The following is a 20,788-nucleotide window of genomic DNA, read 5'->3' on the forward strand; positions in this document are numbered from 1 at the left end:
TCTTTTGTCACAGAGGCTGTCATGAACGCACCACAAGCACCGACCCCATCGACCGAAGGACTTGCCGCCAGTGGCGTCGCTCCTGTGGTCATCGCTCAAGCCACCAGCACACCGCTGGGCGCACCCACCATGCTCGGCTCGCCGGCACCTGCCGCCGCGGCTGGCACGACGGCACCCGCCGGCGTGGGCACATTGTCCAATGCTACGCCGGGCGTGGCGGTGATGCGGGACGGTGTCCGCATTCCGGTCGACGGCATCCAGACATTGTTGGCGGGCGACCGCGTGATCGTTCCCGAAGGCGGACAGGCCAACGTTCTCTTCCCCGGCTCGGCCAGCAACAAGGCGCCGCTGGCCGGCGTCTTCACCGGTGGCACCGATGCCACCATCGGTTCGACCAAGCTGCCCGGCGGCCTTGAACAAGTCAACGTCGACGTTGCCTCGGGCGACCTGCAAGTGACCCCACCGGACAGCGATGCCGAAGCAGCCGCACTCGCCGTCACCAAGAAGGTCGCGGCCGGCAGCGGCCTCGGGCTGGGCGAATTCGCGCTTGGCGCACTGGGTGCCGCCGCGCTTGGCGCAGCCCTGGGCGGCGGCGTGGTCGGCGACTTGGTCGAAGGCGTGCTCGGCGAGGACAGCCTTGTCAGCACCCTGATGAGCGAAGACGGCCTGGTGGGCGGGCTCCTTGCCGACGACGGCGCCGTTGGCAACCTCATCGGCGAAGACAGCGCCGTCGGCGGCCTGCTTGGCAACGTCCTGAGCGACGAAGGCCTCGTCGGTGGCCTGCTGGGCGATGGCGGCGCCCTGGGCGGCCTGCTCGGCGGACCGTTGGGCGAAGACGGCCTGCTGGGCGGCTTGCTCAGCAGCGACAGTCCATTGGGCGGCCTGCTCGCCGGCGACGGCCTGGTCGGTGGCCTGCTTGGCGGAGAAGGCACGGCCGCCGGCCTGCTGGGCAGCGAAGGCCTCACGGGCAGCTTGCTCGGCCAGGACGGCGTGGTGGACAACCTGCTCGGCGCGAATGGCGTGGGGGGCGGCCTGATCGAAGACGGCCCGCTGGGTGGCTTGCTTGGCGGCGAAGACGGCCTGCTCGGTGGTCTGACCGGCGGTGTGCTGGGCGGCGATGGCCTGCTGGGCGGTGTGCTCGGCGACGAAGGCCTCGCCGGCGGCCTGCTCGGTGAAGACGGCTTGCTGGGTAGCGACGGCGCGGTCGGCAGCCTCCTTGCCAGCGACGGCCTCCTCGGCGGCGTTCTCGGTGACGACGGCCTGGTCGACAACCTGCTGGGTGACGGCGGCGTGTTGGGCGGGCTGCTCGGTGGCGAAGGCTTGCTCGGCGGCCTGGTGGGCGAAGACGGCGTGGTCGGTGGCCTGGTCGGCGGCGATCTCCTGGGTGGCGATCTGCTCGGCGGTGACCTGCTGGGCGGTGACTTGTTGGGTGGCGTGCTGGGTGAAGACGGCCTTGTCGGCAACTTGCTCGGTGGCGATCTCTTGGGCGGCGACTTGCTCGGCGGCGACCTGCTGGGTGGCGTGCTCGGCGAGGACGGCGTCGTCGGCAACCTGATCGGCGGCGATCTCCTGGGTGGCGACTTGCTTGGCGGCGACCTGCTTGGCGGCGACCTGCTGGGTGGCGTGCTCGGTGAAGACGGCCTCGTCGGCAACTTGCTGGGTGGCGATCTGCTCGGCGGCGACCTCCTGGGTGGCGACCTTCTCGGCGGCGTGCTCGGCGAGGACGGCGTGGCGGGTGGCCTGCTCGGCGGCGATCTTCTCGGAGACGATGGCCTGGTCGGTAGCCTGCTTGGCAGCGACGGCTTGCTCGGCGGCACCCTGGGCGGCAGCAACTCGGTTGCCAACATCCTGGATCCGGTGCTCGACACCGCAGGCACCGTCGGCGAGGTCCTGGAACCCGTGGTCTCCGCCGTGTCCGAGGTGGCCGAACCGGTGACCGACATCCTGGCGGGCGCAACCCCGACGCTCACTCCGGCGATTGAAACGGTTCACGGCGTGCTCGACACCGTGGCGGAAGCAGCGCCGATCGTGACCGACGTGGTGACCCCGATCACGAGCCTGGTCGATCAAGCCGCAGGGACCGGCAACGTTCTCACGCCCGTGACGAACGTCCTGCACGGCCTGCTGGGCTAAGCAACAAAAAGGGCAGCAGAGGAGAGAAGAACGGCAGCACCAGGGACAGGCCGGCCGCGGATTTGCCGCCAACCGGTGCCGGGGTGAACAAGGTGCGGATCACCGCCAGCTTGGGTTGCACCGCCGTGTTGTTCTGGTCGAGTTGCAATGCCTTGCTGTAGGCCTGGCTGGCCAGCCGCGCGAATCGGCGTGCGATGAAGGCAATAGTGTGCGGGTGATGAATCGCGTCGCCAGACGTCCCGAATCGACGAGGTCTGCGCCTCATTCAGCGCCCTCAGGTTGTTGCGGACACACGTGTCCCATCATCGCCGTGCGCGGGAGATTAGAGATCCCACTCGTAAAAATCGTGGGCAATGCCTCGTCCGCCGAGCCCTTGCTTCTGGAAGATCAGCCCCTCATTCAAGTGCGTGCCCTCTCGCTCGGTCGAAATGCCGAAGCTGAAATAACGGTGGTGATGAAACACGTTACCTAGGAGATGGTCGAAGAGTAGATCGCCCCCTCCCAGAAGGCGCCCCTTCGCCGATGATGCAATGTACTGGGAGTGCGCCACTTGGCCAAAGTCGTAGACGATGGTTCCTGCCACGAGCTCTGTGTCCTTATAGGCGCAGAACAGGCGGATTTGGGCCGGGAAGCGCGAGTGCAAAAGCGTGAGTTCATCGAGTGAATGAACCGGCTTGACGTTGAACTTCTGCAACACCGTGGTGAGCAGGCTATGAAATCGGTCGAGCGACGATTCTTCCTCGATCCGGATTCCATTTGCCAGCGCTTTTCGAACTTCGGCGCGCCGTCTGAACATCCCGGGCCGGCTTCGCATGTCCATCTGGATCACGGAAGAGAGATCGCGACGAATCAGTCGTGCGCCTGAGCGATGCAGCGCATAGAGATCCTCTTCGGCGGGATAGCTGTGAAAAACGTGGGGGACAGCCTTGTAGAGAACGGTGCGCCCGCCCGTGGCCTTGAAATGACCGGAAATGAGTCCGAAGATCTCCAGCACGGATTCCGCTCTTAACTCCGAGCCATATATCAGGCCCGCGTATGTCAAGCCGCTGTGGCTGACGATTTTTTCGCCGACGGCATTGGCTGGAAAAACTGCTATGGACTTGCTGCCTTTGCGCACAATGAGGGAACGTTCGGCAAACCTGTTCGCGTGATAGTCGAGGTAGGCCCTCGAATGCATAAAGTTGCCGTTCTTGGAATTTCGGATGACCGCATCCCATTCCGCTGTTTCGCGCGGACTGAACGGAGAAATCGAAAAGCTGGTCATGCGGACCTATTTCAACTTCGCCTCTACGTAAATCTCAGAAGCAAGGTCCGGAATGTCCTGCCCGAGCTTGAAGAGCCCATCCAGGATGTCACTGCCGATCACACCCGCTATGGCTTCCATCTGAGCGTGCGTGAAGGGCTTGATCAGATGTCCGCCGCTGTTGCGGATGTCGAAATCATTGGCGGAAAGCTCCTGCTGGAGGTCAGCCATGTCATAGACGTGGCGCTGGAACAACTTGCGGTTTTGCGCACTCAACGCTTTCGCGTCTTCGATAAGACCCATGGCCTGCGCAATGCGCCGGTGCAGCGAATTCGCATTCGGTACGTTGACGTGCAGGATGGACGATGGACCCATGATCGACCGGATGGCTTGAAGCATTGCATCGGCGGAAGGAACCTCGTGAAGCAGTCCTGCGCAGATCACCAGGTCCGGCTTTTCTGGAAGTGTTTTCAGGATTTCATCGCGTGCGTTCTCAAAGTAATCCTGAATCACGCGGACGCCGGGCAGCGTCGATTTTCGTGCAATCGCAGCGAACTCGTCCCCAGGCTCGACGATGAGCCAGTGATTCACCTCGTGCCCAGCGTGCGACCAGGCCTCGCACAACAGCTCCGATCCGCAGCCGATCTCGACGACGATCCGCGGTCGAATGTCGGCCAGTCGCTGCATCAGCAGCTTGCGACGGTAATGCACCATGACGCGTTCGAAGCCGTAGTCTGCCATGTAGGCTTGTTGGTATTCGTCGATGCGGTTGTCGATCATTGGATTGGTGGCAAAGCGATAGTGTTCAGAGTGGTCAGAGCGTTGCTTTGCGCACGGCCCTCGAACCGGAGTGCTCGTGGAGCGCTGCGAGCAGCGCGTCGCAGACACGGTCCACTTGCGTTGCTGTCATGTGGGGACCCAACGGCAGACTCAGCAACTCGTTGCTCAATTCATCGGCGACCGGGCACGGCGGCATATGGCGGGCCAATTCGGCATATGCGCCGCTGCGCAGCGGCGGCACCGGATAGTGAATCTGGGTCCCAATGCCGGCATTCTTCAAGCTTGCCGCGATTGCATCCCGGTTCGGTACTCGCACCACGAACAAATGCCAGACGGCTTCCGCGTGAGGCGCGACCCTTGGCAAGACGACGGCGCCCTCCAGTTGGCGAATGTAGCGCTGCGCAAGCACTTGGCGCCGACCATTCCACTCATCGAGAAGCGGCAATTTGCATCGAAGGAATGCTGCCTGCAATTCGTCCAATCGGGAATTGCAGCCAGCAACATCATGCACATATTTCTCGCGCGAGCCGTAGTTCGCGATGCGGCGGATTTCGGCAGCCAGGCTGAGGTCGTCAGTAACTACTGCGCCGCCATCGCCCAATGCGCCCAGATTTTTGCTCGGATAGAAGCTGAATGCGGCCGCGTCTGCCAGCGCACCGACGCGGCGGCCGGCGTATCGGGCTCCGTGCGCCTGCGCGGCATCTTCGATCAGACGCAGGCCATGGTGCCGCGTGACGGCGCCGAGCGCTTCCATCTGTGCCGGCTGACCGTACAGATGCACCGCGATCACGGCCTTGCTTCGAGGCGTGATCGCGCGTTTTATGGCAGCGGGATCGATGTTGTACGTTGATGGCTCCGGTTCCACCGGCACCGGCGTGGCGCCGACTTGTGTCACCGCCAACCAAGTGGCAATGAAGGTATTGGACGGTACGAGCACCTCATCACCGGGGCCGATGCCAAATGCACGCAGGATAAGGACCAGCGCCTCGAGCCCATTGCCGACGCCGACGCATACCTTGGAGTTGCAGTAACCAGCGAATTCCTGTTCGAACGAGGCGACTTCCCCGTCAAGAATGAACTGCGAGGATTGCATCACGCGCTGGAACGCAGCCTCGAGTGCTCCACTCACTTCCTGGTTGGCTGCTGCGAGATCGAGGAACGGAATCTCGGTCATGTTCAATAGCCTGCAGCGCGCAGGAATTCGTCGTATTCGCGGTAATAGTCGGTCTCGTCGTAGGGCAACGAAGCCAACGCCACGCACACCGAGCGGGGTGTGAAGTTGTCGATGTCGCGCCATATCATCCGTGGGACATAGAGCCCCTGATAGGGCTTGTTCAGCGTGACGGTACGCCGCTCGTGTCCGTCGTCAAGATGCACATCAAAGCTCCCGGACACGGCAATCAGCGCCTGCTGCAATTCCTTGTGCGCATGGCCGGCCCTCGATGCGTCGATCTCGAGCTCGTAGAAATAGTAGACGCGCTGAATTTCGAACGGTACGTCCCGACAGCTTTCAATGGGCGTCAGAACGCCTCTCGGATCGCGGATGCGAGAAAACTCCAGGATGCGGCACTGATGCACGCTTGGGCTTGCAAGACCTGCGTTCATGTGGAGCCCGCCCCGTCGGCAAGGCGTGCACGCTCGTCGAGTTCGACGCGAAAGGCGCGTTCGAGCATCTCGATCTCGGCCGTATGAGCTGCCATCTGCTTTTCACGGGCCGCGACGAGCGGCGCGGTCAGGTGATCCGAGAGTGCCAGATCCACATCGTCAAGAAAAGATTGAAAGGGATCGGCCACACTCGGCCTCAATGCCGGTGCGAGGGGCGCTTGCGCGCCTGCGTCGATCGCATTGGCAAGAGCTTTGACGCAGTGGAAGCGTTCGAACTGACTTCGGGCTCGTGCTGATTCCATTGCCAGACGAGCCGCGCCGAGCGCTGCCACATGGTCCAGCAGCTGGTCTGGACGCTCCCAGGCGAAGGCCTCCGAATACAAGTTGTCTATGTTGCCCAGAAACGGAGAGATGTAACTCTGATGTGCGATCACCGGCACACCGGCACCCATGCTTTCGATGATGGCGCGACCGCCTCCTATGGGAAAGGAATCCAGATAGACATCGATCTGCTGCTCGTGCAAGGCGAGCCAGACGCTGGGCACCCACGAAATGTGGACGAAACGATCCAGCGGTACATCGGCTTTGAGCAGCCCCGAGCGAATGCGATCGAGTGTCTGAACAGGCAACGGCCCGATATGCACATGCGTGCCACCGGTACACGCGAGCAGGCGCGGCACCAAGTCTGCGTAGGGATATTTGTAGGGCGTCTCGAACTTGCCGGGCGAGCCCGAACACCCGGTGCGTAACCGGCCCCGCGTCAGGAATTGCAATGCAGGCCTTGTCCCCTTGTCTTCCGCCGTGAGCGGCCAGTAGAGCGGATGTTCGATCCCTGCCTTGGCGCGACAATGGTGCACGCCCATTGGATGCGGATCGACGTGCATTGCATGATCGAGCGTGACACCCAGGCACAGCAGCAGGTCGGCGTGGTGATAGAACACAGTTTTTTGAGCCAATGAGGGCTGCGCGGCTGCGATGGCGACCGAATCGTTGTGATGGTTCATGAGCACCAGCTGTGTCGGCTTGAGCGCGAGAAGGCGACCGAGTGTCCAGTGCAGCTTGTCGATCAGGTGTCCGGACGGCGAAATCTCGGTTCGCACACCGCTTGCAAAGCTCTCCGCAGCGACTTGCGCATCTGCGGTTCCGAACGCGTCGGTCAGAATCACGACCGTGCGCGGCCCGAAGCGGCCTGTCGAAATCAGGTCATTGATGACCGCTGTGTGGCCGCCGGTCCGATAGACCTCCGTGGCCAGGATTACGCAATCTGCAGGCGGTTCGTGGATATCGACGACCGTCTTGCGCAGGTCGGTCAGGGCCTCGCGCCCGATGTCCTGGCAAAAGTCATCCAGCATGCGATCGGCAATCACCTTGCCGAGGCTGCGCCTGTCCAACATGCACGCACGGACAATGCGCGAGATCTCGCCCAACGCCGTCTCGTCGTCGCCGGACGCTCGCATTGCATGAAGCGCCGCTGCAATGTCCTCTACGCTTCGATAGAAAGCGGCCGTGGGTGCTGCGATATTTTTGCTCATGGATCTGTGGCCGGTGAGGGCAGAGGTACTCGTCGACCTTGGTTCAACGCGACAGTCCCGCGACATGCGAGACCGCAGTTCCATAGCCCGCATGGTGCGTGATGATCGGAAGCATTCGTTCGACAGCGTGCAGCATCGACCCATCAATCGGCACGGGTTCCGGGGGAAAGTCATTCTCTCCAAGGTGCAGGTCGAGCAACGGCTGAAGCGCCTTTGGCCGCGCCCAGAACATCGTTCCCGTTGGAAACGAGAAGAAGTGTTTTGGCAGCGTGTCGATCCCCATGCGCGCCGCAAGTTCTTCGGCGAACGGCAGGTTCTTGTCCCACCCGATGCTGTTGGGATCGTCGGCAAATACCAGGCCTAGCGAAGGCTGCTCGACAAAGGCGGAGAGGATGCTCCTGGCGCGAGGTGTTTCGCCGCCAAGCAGGTTGCCCATCAGAAAGTTGATCCAATCGGGAACCAGGTTCACCTCTGTCACATGCGTGCTCTTCTTCGTGTGAAAGTGACCGATGACGTCGTAGTTGCATAGCGTCTCGCCGAACACGGCGAGCATTGGACCGATATCGCGTCCAAGATTCCGAACCACACGGACGTCGCATGCACCGCCCGAAAAGCCGACCAGTCGTGAGCGAGCCGCTTCTGCGGCTTCATCGGAGCAGACGCTCACGAGCAGATCGCAAGAAAGGGCGTTAGCTTGAACGCGCTCGACGATGTCCGAAAGAAGATCGGTGTAGAACGCGTGTATGTGGATGCCTACCTTGAGCGTGGTCGGCAAGATCGGGAAGCCCTCGAAAGAGCCCAGGACAGGCAGGCGCCATGGACCCACTGGTCGACCCGCTGCAACATAGTGTGCGAGCGCATTGGCCTTGCGATCGATGCCTGCCGCTTTCGCGTATCCCAGCGGGTCGAAGCCGGGGAGCGCCTTGCGCCCATAGATCCCGCTTTGGGTTGCGATAACGTACTCGCGAATGGCATCTTCGCGCGACCGCGGCGAGCGGGGCGGCAGATAGAAATCGGTCAGAAAATCGGGACCCCTCTCAAGCGCTTGGATGTCGAGTTTCAATTGCTCGACCGCATCCGTCAGGGTTTCGCCCAAGGACAGCAGACGATCGACATACCGCTGCATCTCGAACTTTTCTGCCGCGAGTTCCTTCATTCGATTCGAGACGCTCTTATAGCTGTCAGGCTGGCGATACAGAGCGAGAATTTGTCGAGCTGCTTCTTGCACGTTCAGCGAAGGCACGATACAAGTGCGGGCAATCTGATCAGCTTCGAAGTTTTCCACGAGCCCCGACCCGTTCTCGAAGCACATCACCGGTAGCCCCGCCGTCATGGCGTCGAGTGCGACATTTGGAAGCGGATCGAGCCGTGAGGATACGAAGAAGACCTGTGCCCGAGCGTAGATGGCCTCCAGCTCGGAAGTGACGCCCAGCAAATGGAAGCGGTCGCCCAGATTCGATGCCTCCACCTGCTGCGCGACGAATGCTGCGTACTCTCGGTGAATGGCGTGCGCGGCGCCGATCCAAACGAAAAGAATATCTGCATTGCTGTCTTGCCGCAGCATTTCGGCTGCAGTCGCGACGAAGAGGTCGACGCCTTTTCGATACTCGATCGTGCCAACGCCAAGAACCACGAACGGGCGGCTTTTGCGTCTGGCAAGCAGTGTCGATAGTGGATCCTTGCCGGGTTTCGGCGCGAGCAGCTTCGACGATGGCGGAATGATCGACTTGCCCTGCGCGATGATGGGAGCCGCCTCAATTGCAGCGCGCGTGCGTTCCGTGGTCGCGTGGTCGCGGATTATGTTGGCCGAGAACACGGTGCTGGCGGCCCAGCCCATCGCATCCACGAGGTCCATCTCCGAACAGTGGAATCGGAAAAATTCGTGAACGAGTAGGATAGAAGGCACATTCTTTTTTGCCAACCCGGGCAGCGTCGAGCGTGAAACAATGCTGTTGACGAGCGCGAGGCGCGGATTGAAAAGGTCGCACACCTCGTTGAGAATTGCCTGCAGACCCAAGTCCGAGCGGTCGCCCGGTTGATAAGGGCCCACGAGCACGTTGCAAACATCTTCGAATGATTCGAGGATGTCCCCGCTGTCGAGCAACAGCACCACGACGTTGTAGCGCTCTCGCAGTTGATTGCAAATGTTCCAAGCCAACACCGGTGCACCAGTGCGAGTCGCCTCATGGCTTACGATGAGAATGCAATCCCGGTCCGGATGCAAGGCCCGCAATCGCTGCAATTTCAACTTCGGCGGTCGACCCGCTCGCCCCTCTGCTTTGCCGTTCGCGCAGTAATGATGGTATGGGTCCATGCTGGATCGCGCTACGTCCGGATAGCGTTGAAGATAGTAGTTGAGATCAAACTCGCTCGGATCCAGCGTGCTCGATTCTTCTTTGAACGTTTCGTCTCCAGCGCTGGCGGGCGGGCTGCCATCGACGACTTGCTCGGCTTTCATGTGTATGAGCGAGGGCGCGGGTATCGGGAAAATGGGCAAGGGTTTGTTGCCTCGAACTTTGGGCAAGCTAGCGGCCAACCGGGAGATCGAACGCCGCACGAAACGCGCCCCAGCAGTCAGTCGCCAGGAATTCGAACTGTGAATGGCTGCCAGAGCTGATTGCAGCTCCGATTCGGATGCCTCGAAAGTGGCAGAGCGACTCTCGAGTGCCGTGAGCTGCGCCTGAAGCCCAGCGACGGCGCCGGCGTGCTCCGCCCGCACATGCTCGATCAGTGCCACACGGTGAAGCTCTGCTTCCTGCAGCTCGGTAACTCGCTGCAGTTGCTTGAGCAACTGGAAGTGCAGTTGGGTTATCTCCGCGACGGAAGCACCCCTCGCGCATTCCAGCGCGCTGGCATGTGCTTTGGCCTGGTGTTCCAACTCCTCGTGGAGCGCTGCGATTGCAGAGTCGCGCTTGAGGAGTTCCTCGGTACAGCGGGCCAATTCCTCGCCGCAGCGGGCCAGTTCAGCAGCGAGCTGCGCACTCGCTTCGCGTTCGTCGGCAAGCGCGAGCGCACTCGCTTCGCGTTCGTCGGCGAGCGCGAGCGCACTCGCTTCGCGTTCGTCGGCAAGCGCGAGCGCACTCGCTTCGCGTTCACCGGCAAGCGCGAGCGCACCCGCTTCGCGTTCGCCGGCAAGTGCGAGCGCATTCGCTTCGCGTTCGCCGGCAAGTGCGAGCGCGAGCGCGTGCGCTTCGCGCTCGCTGATCAGCGCTAGAGCATGCCCATGTGCTTCATGGGCCAGACTCGCATTGCGAGTCGCGAGCCGCTGCAGGGCAGACTCCTGCCCCTCGATGCGGGATTCAAGATTCAAGCGGTGCGCCTCGTGCGCTTCAATAGTGCGCCGGAGGCGATTGGATTCAGTCTCGGCGACCTGAAGCTTGCGTCCTTCGGCACTCAAACGATCGTTGAGTACTTCAACGTCGACCTGAAAAATTTCTACTTCGCTTGTATTCAAGATAAATCCCTCAAGGAACGCAGGTCCATGACACTCGTTTTGTGAAGTTCGCGCCCTGTTTTGACAGATGTAGAAGACCATCCAGAACAGGTGACAAGAGCATTGCAATTGCGGCGACGGCTCAGGAAAGCGCCGGCTCGCGGGCCCGCTCCATCAACTGGCAGAAACGGGCGCAGCCCTCTTCCAGCGAATAGAAAGGGTTCCAGCCGAGTTTTTCGCGCGCACGTTCAATGTCGAGAAACGTCTGGGAGACGTCGAATTTCCGATGGGGCAGATACCGGACTTCGGTTTCCAGGCCCGTCTGGTTGCGAAGAACGCGAAGCACATCGTTGAGGCTGTGGCCGACACCGCTGCCGATGTTGAAGGTGCCTGACTTCTCGCGGTGCCCCGCAAGAAGCAGCGCCCTGGCGACATCGGCGACGTAGATGTAGTCGCGAACGGCCGAACCATCGCCCCAGATCTCGATAGTCTGGCCATTCACCAGCTTGTTGAGAAAAGTCGCGATCACGCCTTGCGTGCCAATGCGCCGCTGGTGCATTCCGTAGGGATTGGAGATCCGCAAGACGTTGGCCTGGAGGCCGTGGAGTTCGGAATGAAGATGTAGATAGTTCTCGACGGCGACCTTGACCACACCATAGGAACTGATCGGTTGCAGCGTGTGCCATTCCGGAACCGGAAGCACGCAAGGATTTCCGTAAACCGTTCCGCCAGAGGACGCATAGACGAGGCGGTTGACGCCCAAGCGCGACATTGCCTTGAGCAGGCGCAAGGTCCCGGCAAGATTGCTGGTGACGTCTCCGATCGGATCGGCGTTCGAACCGCTGGGGACGGTCGTGCTGATGAGGTGATAGACCAAGTCGACGTTGTCCAACGCGGCTTCCAGACCCTGGCCGTCGATGAAGTTTCCCTCGAATTCCTCGACCTTGCCCTTGAACGCGGGCTGGTCCGTAGAGGAGGAGGAAAGCTGACGATCGAAAGTTCGGACGGACGCGCCGTCGCGCAGAAGCACATCGACGAGATTGCGTCCGAGAAAGCCTCGCCCACCCAGCACCAAGACTTTAGTTCCGGTCAAAGAATTCATGGACGGAGCAATCCTCGTCGTGAGAGTGCGCTGGCATGGTCGGCCGCACTCGGTACACCGTTGTAATTACCCAGACCCACCAGCGATAGTGGTAATCCGGGGCAGTCCACTGAGTACCTTTTGGTTATCCGAATGTCAGTTCCATAAGCCGGAGAGTTCCGGGACGACGGCGCTGATTTAAGTCGGAATCATTAAGTTACACAGTGCAACCGATGCTAAGAATCTGGCGCTCCGATGAACATCACTGCTTTCCGTAGTTCTCGATCGATGCGCATCGTCCCGATCCCGGCTTCGGCGGTGTTGAAAAAAATGAATGTGGACAAAGACTTAGGAGAGTCGATTGAAACACTTACTGGATGGAAAGGGCCTTTAGTGCATGCAGCGTCGCGAACGCCACGTAACGACACAGTTACGATCACGTAACAGAAGGCCCTGCTTTGCAGGACCTTGCCCCGAGGACGAGCACGGTCTTCGGCTTGCGCGATCGCGCATGCTCATGTAACGTTATGTAAATATAAGTAAGCAACGCCTTTCCCCTGGAGCCATCTTGAAGATCACCAAACGCCGCCTGATCGAAGGCGGCGCCGCGGCACTTGCCGCGTCGCTTTTTGCACCCGGTTCATGGGCACAGCGCTCCGGCGCCGGAGCCGTCGGCGGCGACGCCGCATGGCCGACCAAGCCTGTTCGCATCCTGGTGGGCTTTCCCGCCGGGGCTTCGCCCGACCTTGCAGCCCGTGCCATTGCGGAGCCGCTGTCGAAGATCCTGCGCCAGCCGGTCACGGTCGAGAACAAGCCGGGCGCCAGCGGCAACGTCGTGGCCGACCTGGTGGCCAAGGCCACCGACGACCACACCATCGGGGCGCTGATCAACGGCAATCTCACCATTGCAAAGCTGCTCAATCCCAAGCTCAGCTTCGATCCGGAGAAAGACTTCGCACCCGTCGGCCTCATCGGTACTGCGCCGCTGGTGCTGGTGGTCTCGGGCAATGCCACGGGCAAGACCGCGGCGGACCTGCTGCTGTGGACGCGCAACCTCAGCAGCAGCGGCAAGTACGGCACGCCGGGCGTAGGCACCGTCGGGCACCTGGGCATGGAGCTCATCAAGAGCCGCGCCGCCATCACGGCCCAGCACAAGCCCTACACGGGCAATCCGCAAGTGATCGCCGGTCTGCTGGCGGGCGAGATCCAGTTGGCGCTGCTTCCGCCCGGCCTGGCCATGCCCCATGTGAAGTCCGGCAAGATCAAGGCCATCGGCGTGACGTCGCCCGAGCGCAGCCCGCTCGTCAATGAACTGCCCACGATCCGCGATGCAGACGTGCGCGGCGCCGACCTGGAGATCTGGACCGCGCTGGCCGCGCCTGCGGGCATGAAGCCCGCTGCCATTGCCAAGCTCAATGCCGCGCTGGCCGAGGCAACGGGCTCGCCCGAAGTGAGCCAGGCGCTGCTGAAGACCGGGTGGCAGGCGCAGCCGGGCACGCCCGATGCGCTGGCCAAGCGCATGCGCGCCGACACCGCGCGGCTGGGCGGCGTGATCATCATGAAGGGCATCCACTCGGACACTTAGACGCCCCCCGAAGCGCCTGCGGCGCCCGGTGTCCATGCCGGAGGCACGGACCCTTCGTGCCCGTCCAAGCCCGCGCGGGCGGGCCTGGAGCCGCGGGCGCTCAGCCCCCACTGGGGGGCGCACCCAGCGGCCCGGCAAAGCCGGTTCCGCGGGTGCGCTGGGATGGGTTGCCCCGCGCTTTGCCGCTACAGCAGTTGTGAGACTTTCTTTGCGGCATCCACCAGCGCCGGCAGCATCGTCTCCTGCATCACCTTGGCGTTGGTGCGGTTGGCCTGCCCGGTAATATTGAGCGCGGCGACCATGCGGCCCTGGCGGTTCACGATGGGCGCGGCCACCGAGATCAGGCCTTCTTCCAGCTCCTGGTTCACCAGGCACCACTGCTGTTTGCGCGCCTGCGCCACCTTGGCCATCAGCGCGTCGACATCGGTCACCGTGTGCTTGGTGAGCGCCGTGCGCTCCGAGGCTTCGAGCCGCGCGCGCACCTCGTCGTCGTCCAGATCGGCCAGCAGCAGGCGGCCAAGCGACGTGCAGTACGCCGGCAGCCGCGAGCCCACGCCCAGGCTGATGCGCATGATCTTCTGCGTCGGCACGCGCATCACATAGACGATGTCGGTCGCGTCCAGCACGGCGGCCGAGCAAGACTCCTGCACCTGCTGCACCAGCGCTTCCATCACCGGCTCGGCGCGGTTCCATATCGGCATCGACGAGAGGTACGCAAAGCCAAGGTCGAGGATGCGCGGCGTGAGCGTGAAGAGCTTGCCGTCGCTCACCACGTAGCCCAACGTCTGCAGCGTGAGCAGGATGCGCCGCGCGCCCGCCCGCGTGAGGCCGCTGGCGGCCGCCACTTCGCTCAGTGTCTGCCGGGGCGCGCTTGCGCTGAATGAGCGGATCACCTGGAGGCCGCGCGCAAACGACTGCACGTAGCTGTCGCCGGGGGCCGGTGTGCCGGGTGGGTGGTCCTTAGGGGTTGCCATGTCGAGCCTTCGTCTTTAGAATTCATTATACGAACAAATGTTCTTTAGACGAACAAATTTGCGATTCGCAGAATGAGCGGGTCGGCCGATTTGTTTGGCGCTTTGGGGGCGCATTGTTCGCACGGTTCGATTCTTTTCATCACTCCCGGAGACAGGCTTCATGATCAACAAGATCGCGCGAACGGTCGCCGATGCCCTTGCGGGCATCGAGGACGGCGCCACGGTTCTCATCGGCGGCTTTGGCACCGCCGGCATTCCCGGCGAACTCATCGACGGTCTCGTCGAGCAGGGCGCCAGGGACCTCACCGTGGTCAACAACAACGCCGGCAACGGCGAAACCGGCCTTGCCGCGCTGCTCAAGGCCGGGCGCGTGCGCAAGATCATCTGCAGCTTTCCGCGCCAGGCCGACAGCCAGGTGTTCGATGGGCTCTACCGCAGCGGCAAGATCGAACTCGAACTCGTGCCCCAGGGCAACCTGGCCGAACGCATTCGCGCAGCGGGTGCCGGCATCGGCGCCTTCTTCTGCCCCACGGGATACGGCACGCAACTCGCGGGCAACCGCGAAACCCGCGAGATCAATGGCGTCCAGTACGTGCTCGAGTACCCCATCCATGGCGACGTGGCGCTCATCAAGGCCGAGCGCGGCGACCGCTGGGGCAACCTGGTCTACCGCAAGGCCGCACGCAACTTCGGTCCGGTGATGGCCATGGCCTCGAAGAAGACCATTGCCACCGTGCACGACATTGCCGAGCTCGGCACCCTCGACCCAGAGACCATCGTGACTCCGGGCATCTTCGTGCACCAGGTGGTGCGAGTCGAACGCGTGGCGACGCAAGCCGGCGGTTTCAAGAAGGCAGCATGACCATGAGCAGCACTACGTACACACGTCGCACCAAGGACCAGCTCGCCGCCCGCGTGGCGCAAGACATCTTCGACGGCGCCGTCGTCAACCTTGGCATCGGCCAGCCCACGCTGGTGGCCAACCACCTGCCGAAGGGCCGCGAGGTCATTCTGCAGAGCGAGAACGGCATCCTCGGCATGGGCCCTGCGCCTGCGGCCGGCGAAGAAGACTACGACCTCATCAACGCCGGCAAGCAGCCTGTCACGCTGCTGCCGGGCGGCTCGTTCTTTCACCATGCCGACAGCTTCGCGATGATGCGCGGCGGGCACCTCGACATCTGCGTGCTCGGCGCCTTCCAGGTATCGGCCACGGGCGACCTCGCCAACTGGCACACGGGCGAGAAAGACGCCATTCCCGCCGTCGGCGGTGCCATGGACCTGGCCATCGGCGCCAAGCAGACGTGGGTGATGATGGACTTGCTCACCAAGCAGGGCGCGAGCAAACTGGTGAAGGAATGCACCTATCCGCTCACCGGCATCGGCTGCGTCAAGCGCGTGTACTCCGACCTCGCCACGCTCGAATGCACGCCCGAAGGCCTGAAGCTCGTCGATGTGGTCGAAGGGCTCAGCCGCGAGGAGCTCGAGAAGCTCGTGGGACTGCCGATCGCCGCATAAAGGCGGACTCCCGAGTTCGATTCACTTCCAACGAGACACACCATGACCAACCAAGCCTTCATCTGCGACGCAGTCCGCACCCCCTTCGGCCGCTACGGCGGATCGCTCAGCAGCGTGCGTGCCGACGACCTCGGCGCCGTGCCGCTGCGCGCACTCATGGAACGCAACAAGAACGTCGACTGGCAAGCCGTGGGCGACGTGCTCTACGGCTGCGCCAACCAGGCCGGCGAAGACAACCGCAACGTCGCGCGCATGTCGGCGCTGCTCGCGGGCCTGCCGCTCGAACTGGGCGGCGCCACCATCAACCGCCTCTGCGGCTCCGGCCTCGATGCGGTGGGCACGGCCGCCCGCGCCATCCGCGCCGGTGAAGCCGGCCTCATGATCGCCGGCGGCGTCGAAAGCATGAGCCGCGCGCCTTTCGTCATGCCCAAGGCCGAGACCGCCTTCAGCCGCAACAACGCCGTGTACGACACCACCATCGGCTGGCGCTTCGTCAACAAGCTCATGAAGGCGCAGTACGGCGTCGACTCCATGCCCGAGACGGCCGAGAACGTGGCCACCGACTACAAGATCGAGCGCGAGGCGCAAGACCTGATGGCGCTCAACTCGCAGCTGCGTGCTGTGGCATCGCAGAAGTCCGGCTTCTTCGATGCCGAGATCGTGCCTGTGAGCGTGCCGCAGAAAAAGGGCGATGCCATCATCGTCAACAAGGACGAGCACCCGCGCGAGACCAGCTTTGAATCGCTCGCCAAGCTCAAGGGCGTGGTGCGCCCCGACGGCACCGTGACGGCCGGCAATGCCAGCGGCGTGAACGACGGCGCCTGCGCACTGCTGCTGGCCGACGAAGCCAGCGCCGCCAAGCATGGCTTGTCGCCGCGCGCCCGCGTGGTTGGCATGGCCACCGCCGGCGTCGCGCCGCGCGTGATGGGCATCGGCCCCGCACCCGCCACGCAAAAGGTGTTGGCCCTCACCGGTCTCACCATCGACCAGATCGACGTGATCGAACTCAACGAAGCCTTTGCGGCCCAAGGCCTTGCCGTGCTGCGCCTGCTGGGCCTCCAGGACAACGACCCGCGCGTCAACATCAACGGCGGCGCCATCGCACTCGGCCATCCGCTCGGCGCCAGCGGTGCGCGCCTGGCCACCACCGCCGTGAACCAGCTGCACAAGGGCGGCGGCCGCTATGCGCTGTGCACCATGTGCATTGGCGTGGGGCAGGGCATTGCGGTGATCCTGGAACGGGTCTGAGAACCGCGCCGGGCGCGGCCTGCTGCCCGGCCTATTGACTCCATCGAGACAGGGCGCACACACCCGCCTCGTGCAACGTAGTGTGTCGATTTCCAGCCTCGACACAGAGGCATACGCGATGTGCGCCGGGGGCTCGATGGGCGGAAAACAATCCGCTCGTCGTCCACCAGCGCTCATTGCGCATCGCACCGAGGAAATCACCATGAAGCTCTCCCGCCTTGCCATTGGTGCGGCCATTGCCGCGTCGGTGGCTGCATTGACTTTTGCCGCACCGCCGATGGGCGGTGACACGCCCGCGGGCGCTGCGCGCGCTGCGCCGGAGTTCCAGGGCATCGACACCTGGCTCAATTCGCCGCCCCTCAAGCTCGAAGCGTTGCGCGGGCAGGTAGTGCTGGTCGACTTCTGGACCTACACGTGCATCAACTGCCTCAACCATCTGCCGCACGTGAAGGAGTGGCACGAGAAGTACAAGGACAAGGGCCTGACCGTGGTGGGTGTGCACACGCCGGAGTTCGCGTTCGAGAAATCGACCAAGAACGTGAAGGACGCGATTCAGCGCCTGCAGATCAAGCATGCGGTGGCGCAAGACAACAGCTACGGAACCTGGAAGGCCTTCAGCAACCAGTACTGGCCCGCGGTGTACCTGATCGACAAACAGGGGCGCATCGTCTATTCGCACTTCGGCGAAGGCAGCTACGGCACCACCGAGAAGAAGATCCAGGCGCTGCTTGCGGAGCCTTCGACGGCAACCGCAACCACCGCCGCGCCGAGCGGGAACCTCAAATGAAGAAGCTCTGGTTCGCGCTGCTGTTCTTTGCCGGGGGTGTGGCGCACGAGGTGCGCAACCCGACCAGCTGCCAGTGCATCGCGTCGATCAGTCCAGCGCCTCGACGGCCGAAGCGAGCACGTAGCCTTCGCTGCGCACGGTCTTGATGTAGCGGGGCTCGCGCGCATCGTCACGCAGGCGCTGGCGCAGCCGACTCACGAGCAGGTCGATCGAGCGCTCGAAGAGCTCGGCTTCACGGCCCTGGGTCAGGCTTAGCAATTGGTCGCGGCTCAGCACCTTTTGCGGGTGGTCCAGAAACACGCGCAGCAGCCGGTACTCGGCCCCGCTCAGCGCCACCATCACCCCGCTGTCGTCGATCAGGTGGCGCGCCACCGTGTCGACCTGCCATTCGCCGAACCCCAGTTTTTGCGCAGGCTCGGTAGCGCCCATGTTCGGGGGCAGCATGCGCGTGCGGCGCATCACGGCACGAATGCGCGCGAGCAGCTCGCGCGCTGAAAACGGCTTGGCCAGGTAATCGTCGGCACCCATCTCCAGGCCCAGGATGCGATCGGCTTCCTCGCTGCGCGCGGTCAGCATGAGGATGGGTGTTGCCTTGTACTTGCCGGTGCGCAGGTCGCGGCAGAGTGTGAGCCCGTCTTCGCCGGGCAGCATCAGGTCCAGGATGATCAGGTCGAACGGGCCCGATTCCTCCAGCGCCGCACGCATGTGCCGGCCGGTAGGCACCGCGACCACGCGCAAGCCGTTCTTCACCAGGTAAGTCGTGAGCAGTTCGCGAATCTCCCGATCGTCGTCAACGATGAGGATGTGGTCAGAAGTCTTGGGCGTCATGGCAGTGGGCAGCAGGGTGTGGCGCGGGGGGCGTCCGCAGCCGGAATGTAGCGCCCCCGGCGCGAGAGGAACGCGGACCGTGAAACGTAGTGTGTGGATTTCTTTCGCAGATACACAGGCATACGCAATCTGGGTTGGCAAGGCAGGCGCGGCTCAACAATCCGTCCGTTCTCCAATCCACCACTCCCCAAGGAATGACCATGTCTCGCATCGAAAAGGTTCTCTACACCGGCAAGACCCACACCTCGTCGGGCGGCCGCGACGGCGAAGCGCGCAGCTCCGATGGCCGGCTCGACATCAAGCTCTCGTCACCCGGCAGCGCGGGCAGCGGCACCAATCCCGAGCAGCTCTTTGCCGCTGGCTGGTCGGCCTGCTTCATCGGCGCCATGGGCAAGGCGGCCGGCAAGATGAAGGTCACGCTGCCGCCCGACCTGGCCGTGGATGCCGAGGTCGATCTTGGTACTGCGGGCACCGAGTATTTCCTGCAGGCGCGCCTGAACGTGAGCCTGCCCGGCCTGGACCGCGAAGTGGCCAAGGCACTGACCGACGCGGCGCACCAGACCTGCCCATACTCCAAGGCCACCCGCGGCAACATCGACGTTGCCATCCACCTGGTGTGAGCCAGCGGTTTTCATAGACAAAAGGTGCCCATGTCCACTCCCGCGAATGCTTCCGCGAACCCCGCCGGTGCTGGCGATGTGGGCCCGGGCGCCCGAGGCTGGCGCCGGCTGCTTCCAGCCTCGCTGTTCTCCCGCGTGACGCTGATCATCGTGGTGGGGCTGGCGGTCGCGCAGCTTCTTACCTTTGCGGCCATCCGCTACGAGCGGAACATGGCGCTTCGCGAGCTGATGATGATCGGCATCGAGCGCGACATCGCAAGCTCGGTCGCCATCCTCGACCGCCTGCCCGCGGCGGAACGCGCCGGCTGGCTCGACCGGCTGGCGCGGCGCAACTACCGCTTCGTGCTGGGCGGCAGCGCAGAGGGCGCGGAGCCCGGCTCGCAGCCTTCGCGGCAATTTGCCGCGGCCATCGTCGATGCGATGCGCCCGTTCGAAATCGTCAAGGTCGGCGAGGTGGCCTGGCCGCCCGAGGGCCTGCAGATCCAGGTGCGCCTGAGCGACGGGTCTTCGGTAGTAGTTCATGCCATGCGCGTGGGCATGCCGGTGTCGGGCTGGGTCATGTGGGTGCTGGTCGTTCAGCTGCTGGTGCTGGCCGTTTGCGCCTGGTATGCGGTTCGGCTGGTCACGCGGCCGCTCGCGCAGCTGTCCGCCGCGGCCGACGACCTGGGGCCCGATCTCAAGGCGCAGAGCCTCGCTGAAGAAGGCCCGACCGAAGTGGCGCATGCGGCGCGCGCCTTCAACGCCATGCAGCAGCGCATTGCGGGCTACATGGCGGAGCGGGTCGAGATTCTCGCCGCCATTTCGCACGACCTCCAGACGCCGATCACGCGCATGCGGCTGCGTACCGACCTGATGGACAACGAGCACGACCGCGAAAAATTCCGGCAGGACCTCGATGCCATGCACTCGCTGGTGCGCGAGGGCGTGACCTATGCGCGCACGCTGCACGGTGCCACCGAGCCGCCGCTGCGCATCGATGCGGATGCGCTGCTGGAAAGCATGGTGGCCGACTACGAAGACGTGGGCCGGCAAGTGCGGCTCGAAGGCAAGGCAGGCGCGCCCATCGTGAGCCGCCCCAACGCGCTGCGCAGGATCTTGATGAATCTGATCGACAACGCGTTGAAGTTCGGCAGCGACGTGCGCTTGCGCGTGAATGCCGAAGGCGGGCGACTGGTGCTGAGCGTGCTCGACAACGGGCCGGGCATTCCGCCCGATGAGCTGGAGGCGGTGCTCAAGCCCTTCTACCGGGTCGAGAGCTCGCGCAACCGCAGCACCGGCGGCACCGGGCTGGGCCTGGCCATTGCGCACCAGTTGGCGATGGCCATGGGCGCCGAACTCACGCTGCACAACCGCGCTGAAGGCGGGCTGGAGGCGCGGCTCGCGCTGTCCACCGCGCCCACTCGCTGAATTCATCCGTCACGAAC

Annotated in this window: 17 protein-coding genes and 1 pseudogene; 8 read left to right on the top strand and 10 right to left on the bottom strand. The window is 63.3% G+C overall.

What is annotated here, in order from left to right; translation table 11 throughout:
* Positions 1-21 precede the first annotated feature (21 nt).
* A complete protein-coding gene (locus J2X92_RS08580; RefSeq protein WP_307574938.1) occupies positions 22-2,133 on the top strand; it encodes a hypothetical protein in 2,112 nt (703 codons plus the stop codon).
* 51 nt (positions 2,134-2,184) lie between these two features.
* On the opposite strand, the pseudogene J2X92_RS08585 reads toward J2X92_RS08580, so the two are convergent.
* The 8 genes and pseudogenes from J2X92_RS08585 to J2X92_RS08620 all read right to left on the bottom strand — a co-directional run.
* A pseudogene (locus tag J2X92_RS08585) lies at positions 2,185-2,317 on the bottom strand (DUF4440 domain-containing protein); the annotation flags it as partial.
* Between the two features lie 138 nt (positions 2,318-2,455).
* Positions 2,456-3,397: a GNAT family N-acetyltransferase gene (locus J2X92_RS08590; RefSeq protein ID WP_307574939.1), complete on the bottom strand. Its 942-nt coding sequence runs from the start codon at positions 3,395-3,397 to the stop codon at positions 2,456-2,458.
* 6 nt (positions 3,398-3,403) lie between these two features.
* Positions 3,404-4,156 carry a class I SAM-dependent methyltransferase gene (locus J2X92_RS08595; protein WP_307574940.1) on the bottom strand — a complete coding sequence of 251 codons (753 nt, stop codon included), beginning with the start codon at positions 4,154-4,156 and terminating at the stop codon, positions 3,404-3,406.
* A gap of 34 nt (positions 4,157-4,190) precedes the next feature.
* Positions 4,191-5,330 carry a DegT/DnrJ/EryC1/StrS family aminotransferase gene (locus J2X92_RS08600; RefSeq protein ID WP_307574941.1) on the bottom strand — a complete coding sequence of 380 codons (1,140 nt, stop codon included), beginning with the start codon at positions 5,328-5,330 and terminating at the stop codon, positions 4,191-4,193.
* 2 nt (positions 5,331-5,332) lie between these two features.
* Entirely contained in the window at positions 5,333-5,761 is a 429-nt protein-coding gene (locus J2X92_RS08605) for a sugar 3,4-ketoisomerase (protein ID WP_307574942.1), read from the bottom strand.
* Entirely contained in the window at positions 5,758-7,293 is a 1,536-nt protein-coding gene (locus tag J2X92_RS08610) for a hypothetical protein (RefSeq protein WP_307574943.1), read from the bottom strand. The genes J2X92_RS08605 and J2X92_RS08610 overlap by 4 nt, the downstream gene beginning before the upstream one ends.
* 43 nt (positions 7,294-7,336) lie before the next feature.
* Complete coding sequence (locus J2X92_RS08615) at positions 7,337-10,747, bottom strand: rhamnan synthesis F family protein (protein ID WP_307574944.1); 3,411 nt, start codon at positions 10,745-10,747, stop codon at positions 7,337-7,339.
* A 121-nt stretch (positions 10,748-10,868) separates the two neighbouring features.
* Complete coding sequence (locus J2X92_RS08620) at positions 10,869-11,828, bottom strand: NAD-dependent epimerase/dehydratase family protein (protein WP_307574945.1); 960 nt, start codon at positions 11,826-11,828, stop codon at positions 10,869-10,871.
* A 547-nt stretch (positions 11,829-12,375) separates the two neighbouring features.
* Between J2X92_RS08620 and J2X92_RS08625 the strand changes: the two genes are divergently transcribed.
* Positions 12,376-13,392, top strand: coding sequence for a Bug family tripartite tricarboxylate transporter substrate binding protein (locus tag J2X92_RS08625; RefSeq protein WP_307574946.1), 1,017 nt, complete (start codon positions 12,376-12,378; stop codon positions 13,390-13,392).
* A gap of 185 nt (positions 13,393-13,577) precedes the next feature.
* Here J2X92_RS08625 and J2X92_RS08630 read toward each other — a convergent pair whose 3' ends face one another.
* Positions 13,578-14,366, bottom strand: a complete 789-nt coding sequence (locus J2X92_RS08630) for an IclR family transcriptional regulator domain-containing protein (protein ID WP_307574948.1) — start codon at positions 14,364-14,366, stop codon at positions 13,578-13,580.
* A gap of 160 nt (positions 14,367-14,526) precedes the next feature.
* Here J2X92_RS08630 and J2X92_RS08635 point away from each other — a divergent pair, with 160 nt between their 5' ends.
* The 4 genes from J2X92_RS08635 (at position 14,527) to J2X92_RS08650 (ending at position 17,916) form a co-directional block, all read left to right on the top strand.
* Entirely contained in the window at positions 14,527-15,228 is a 702-nt protein-coding gene (locus J2X92_RS08635; RefSeq protein ID WP_307574949.1) for a 3-oxoacid CoA-transferase subunit A, read from the top strand.
* Positions 15,225-15,881: a 3-oxoacid CoA-transferase subunit B gene (locus J2X92_RS08640; RefSeq protein ID WP_307574950.1), complete on the top strand. Its 657-nt coding sequence runs from the start codon at positions 15,225-15,227 to the stop codon at positions 15,879-15,881. The genes J2X92_RS08635 and J2X92_RS08640 overlap by 4 nt, the downstream gene beginning before the upstream one ends.
* 42 nt (positions 15,882-15,923) lie before the next feature.
* The gene (gene pcaF, locus J2X92_RS08645) at positions 15,924-17,129 is read left to right on the top strand and encodes a 3-oxoadipyl-CoA thiolase (RefSeq protein WP_307574951.1); all 1,206 of its coding nucleotides are present in this window, start codon (positions 15,924-15,926) and stop codon (positions 17,127-17,129) included.
* A 202-nt stretch (positions 17,130-17,331) separates the two neighbouring features.
* Entirely contained in the window at positions 17,332-17,916 is a 585-nt protein-coding gene (locus J2X92_RS08650) for a thioredoxin family protein (protein ID WP_373424808.1), read from the top strand.
* An 87-nt stretch (positions 17,917-18,003) separates the two neighbouring features.
* On the opposite strand, the gene J2X92_RS08655 is transcribed toward J2X92_RS08650, so the two are convergent.
* Complete coding sequence (locus J2X92_RS08655; RefSeq protein WP_307574952.1) at positions 18,004-18,744, bottom strand: response regulator; 741 nt, start codon at positions 18,742-18,744, stop codon at positions 18,004-18,006.
* Between the two features lie 200 nt (positions 18,745-18,944).
* Here J2X92_RS08655 and J2X92_RS08660 point away from each other — a divergent pair, with 200 nt between their 5' ends.
* Positions 18,945-19,364, top strand: coding sequence for an organic hydroperoxide resistance protein (locus J2X92_RS08660; RefSeq protein ID WP_307574954.1), 420 nt, complete (start codon positions 18,945-18,947; stop codon positions 19,362-19,364).
* Between the two features lie 30 nt (positions 19,365-19,394).
* Positions 19,395-20,771 carry an ATP-binding protein gene (locus J2X92_RS08665; RefSeq protein WP_307574956.1) on the top strand — a complete coding sequence of 459 codons (1,377 nt, stop codon included), beginning with the start codon at positions 19,395-19,397 and terminating at the stop codon, positions 20,769-20,771.
* The last annotated feature ends 17 nt before the right edge of the window (positions 20,772-20,788 follow it).

Source organism: Variovorax paradoxus (assembly GCF_030811855.1).
GTDB lineage: Bacteria > Pseudomonadota > Gammaproteobacteria > Burkholderiales > Burkholderiaceae_C > Variovorax > Variovorax paradoxus_L.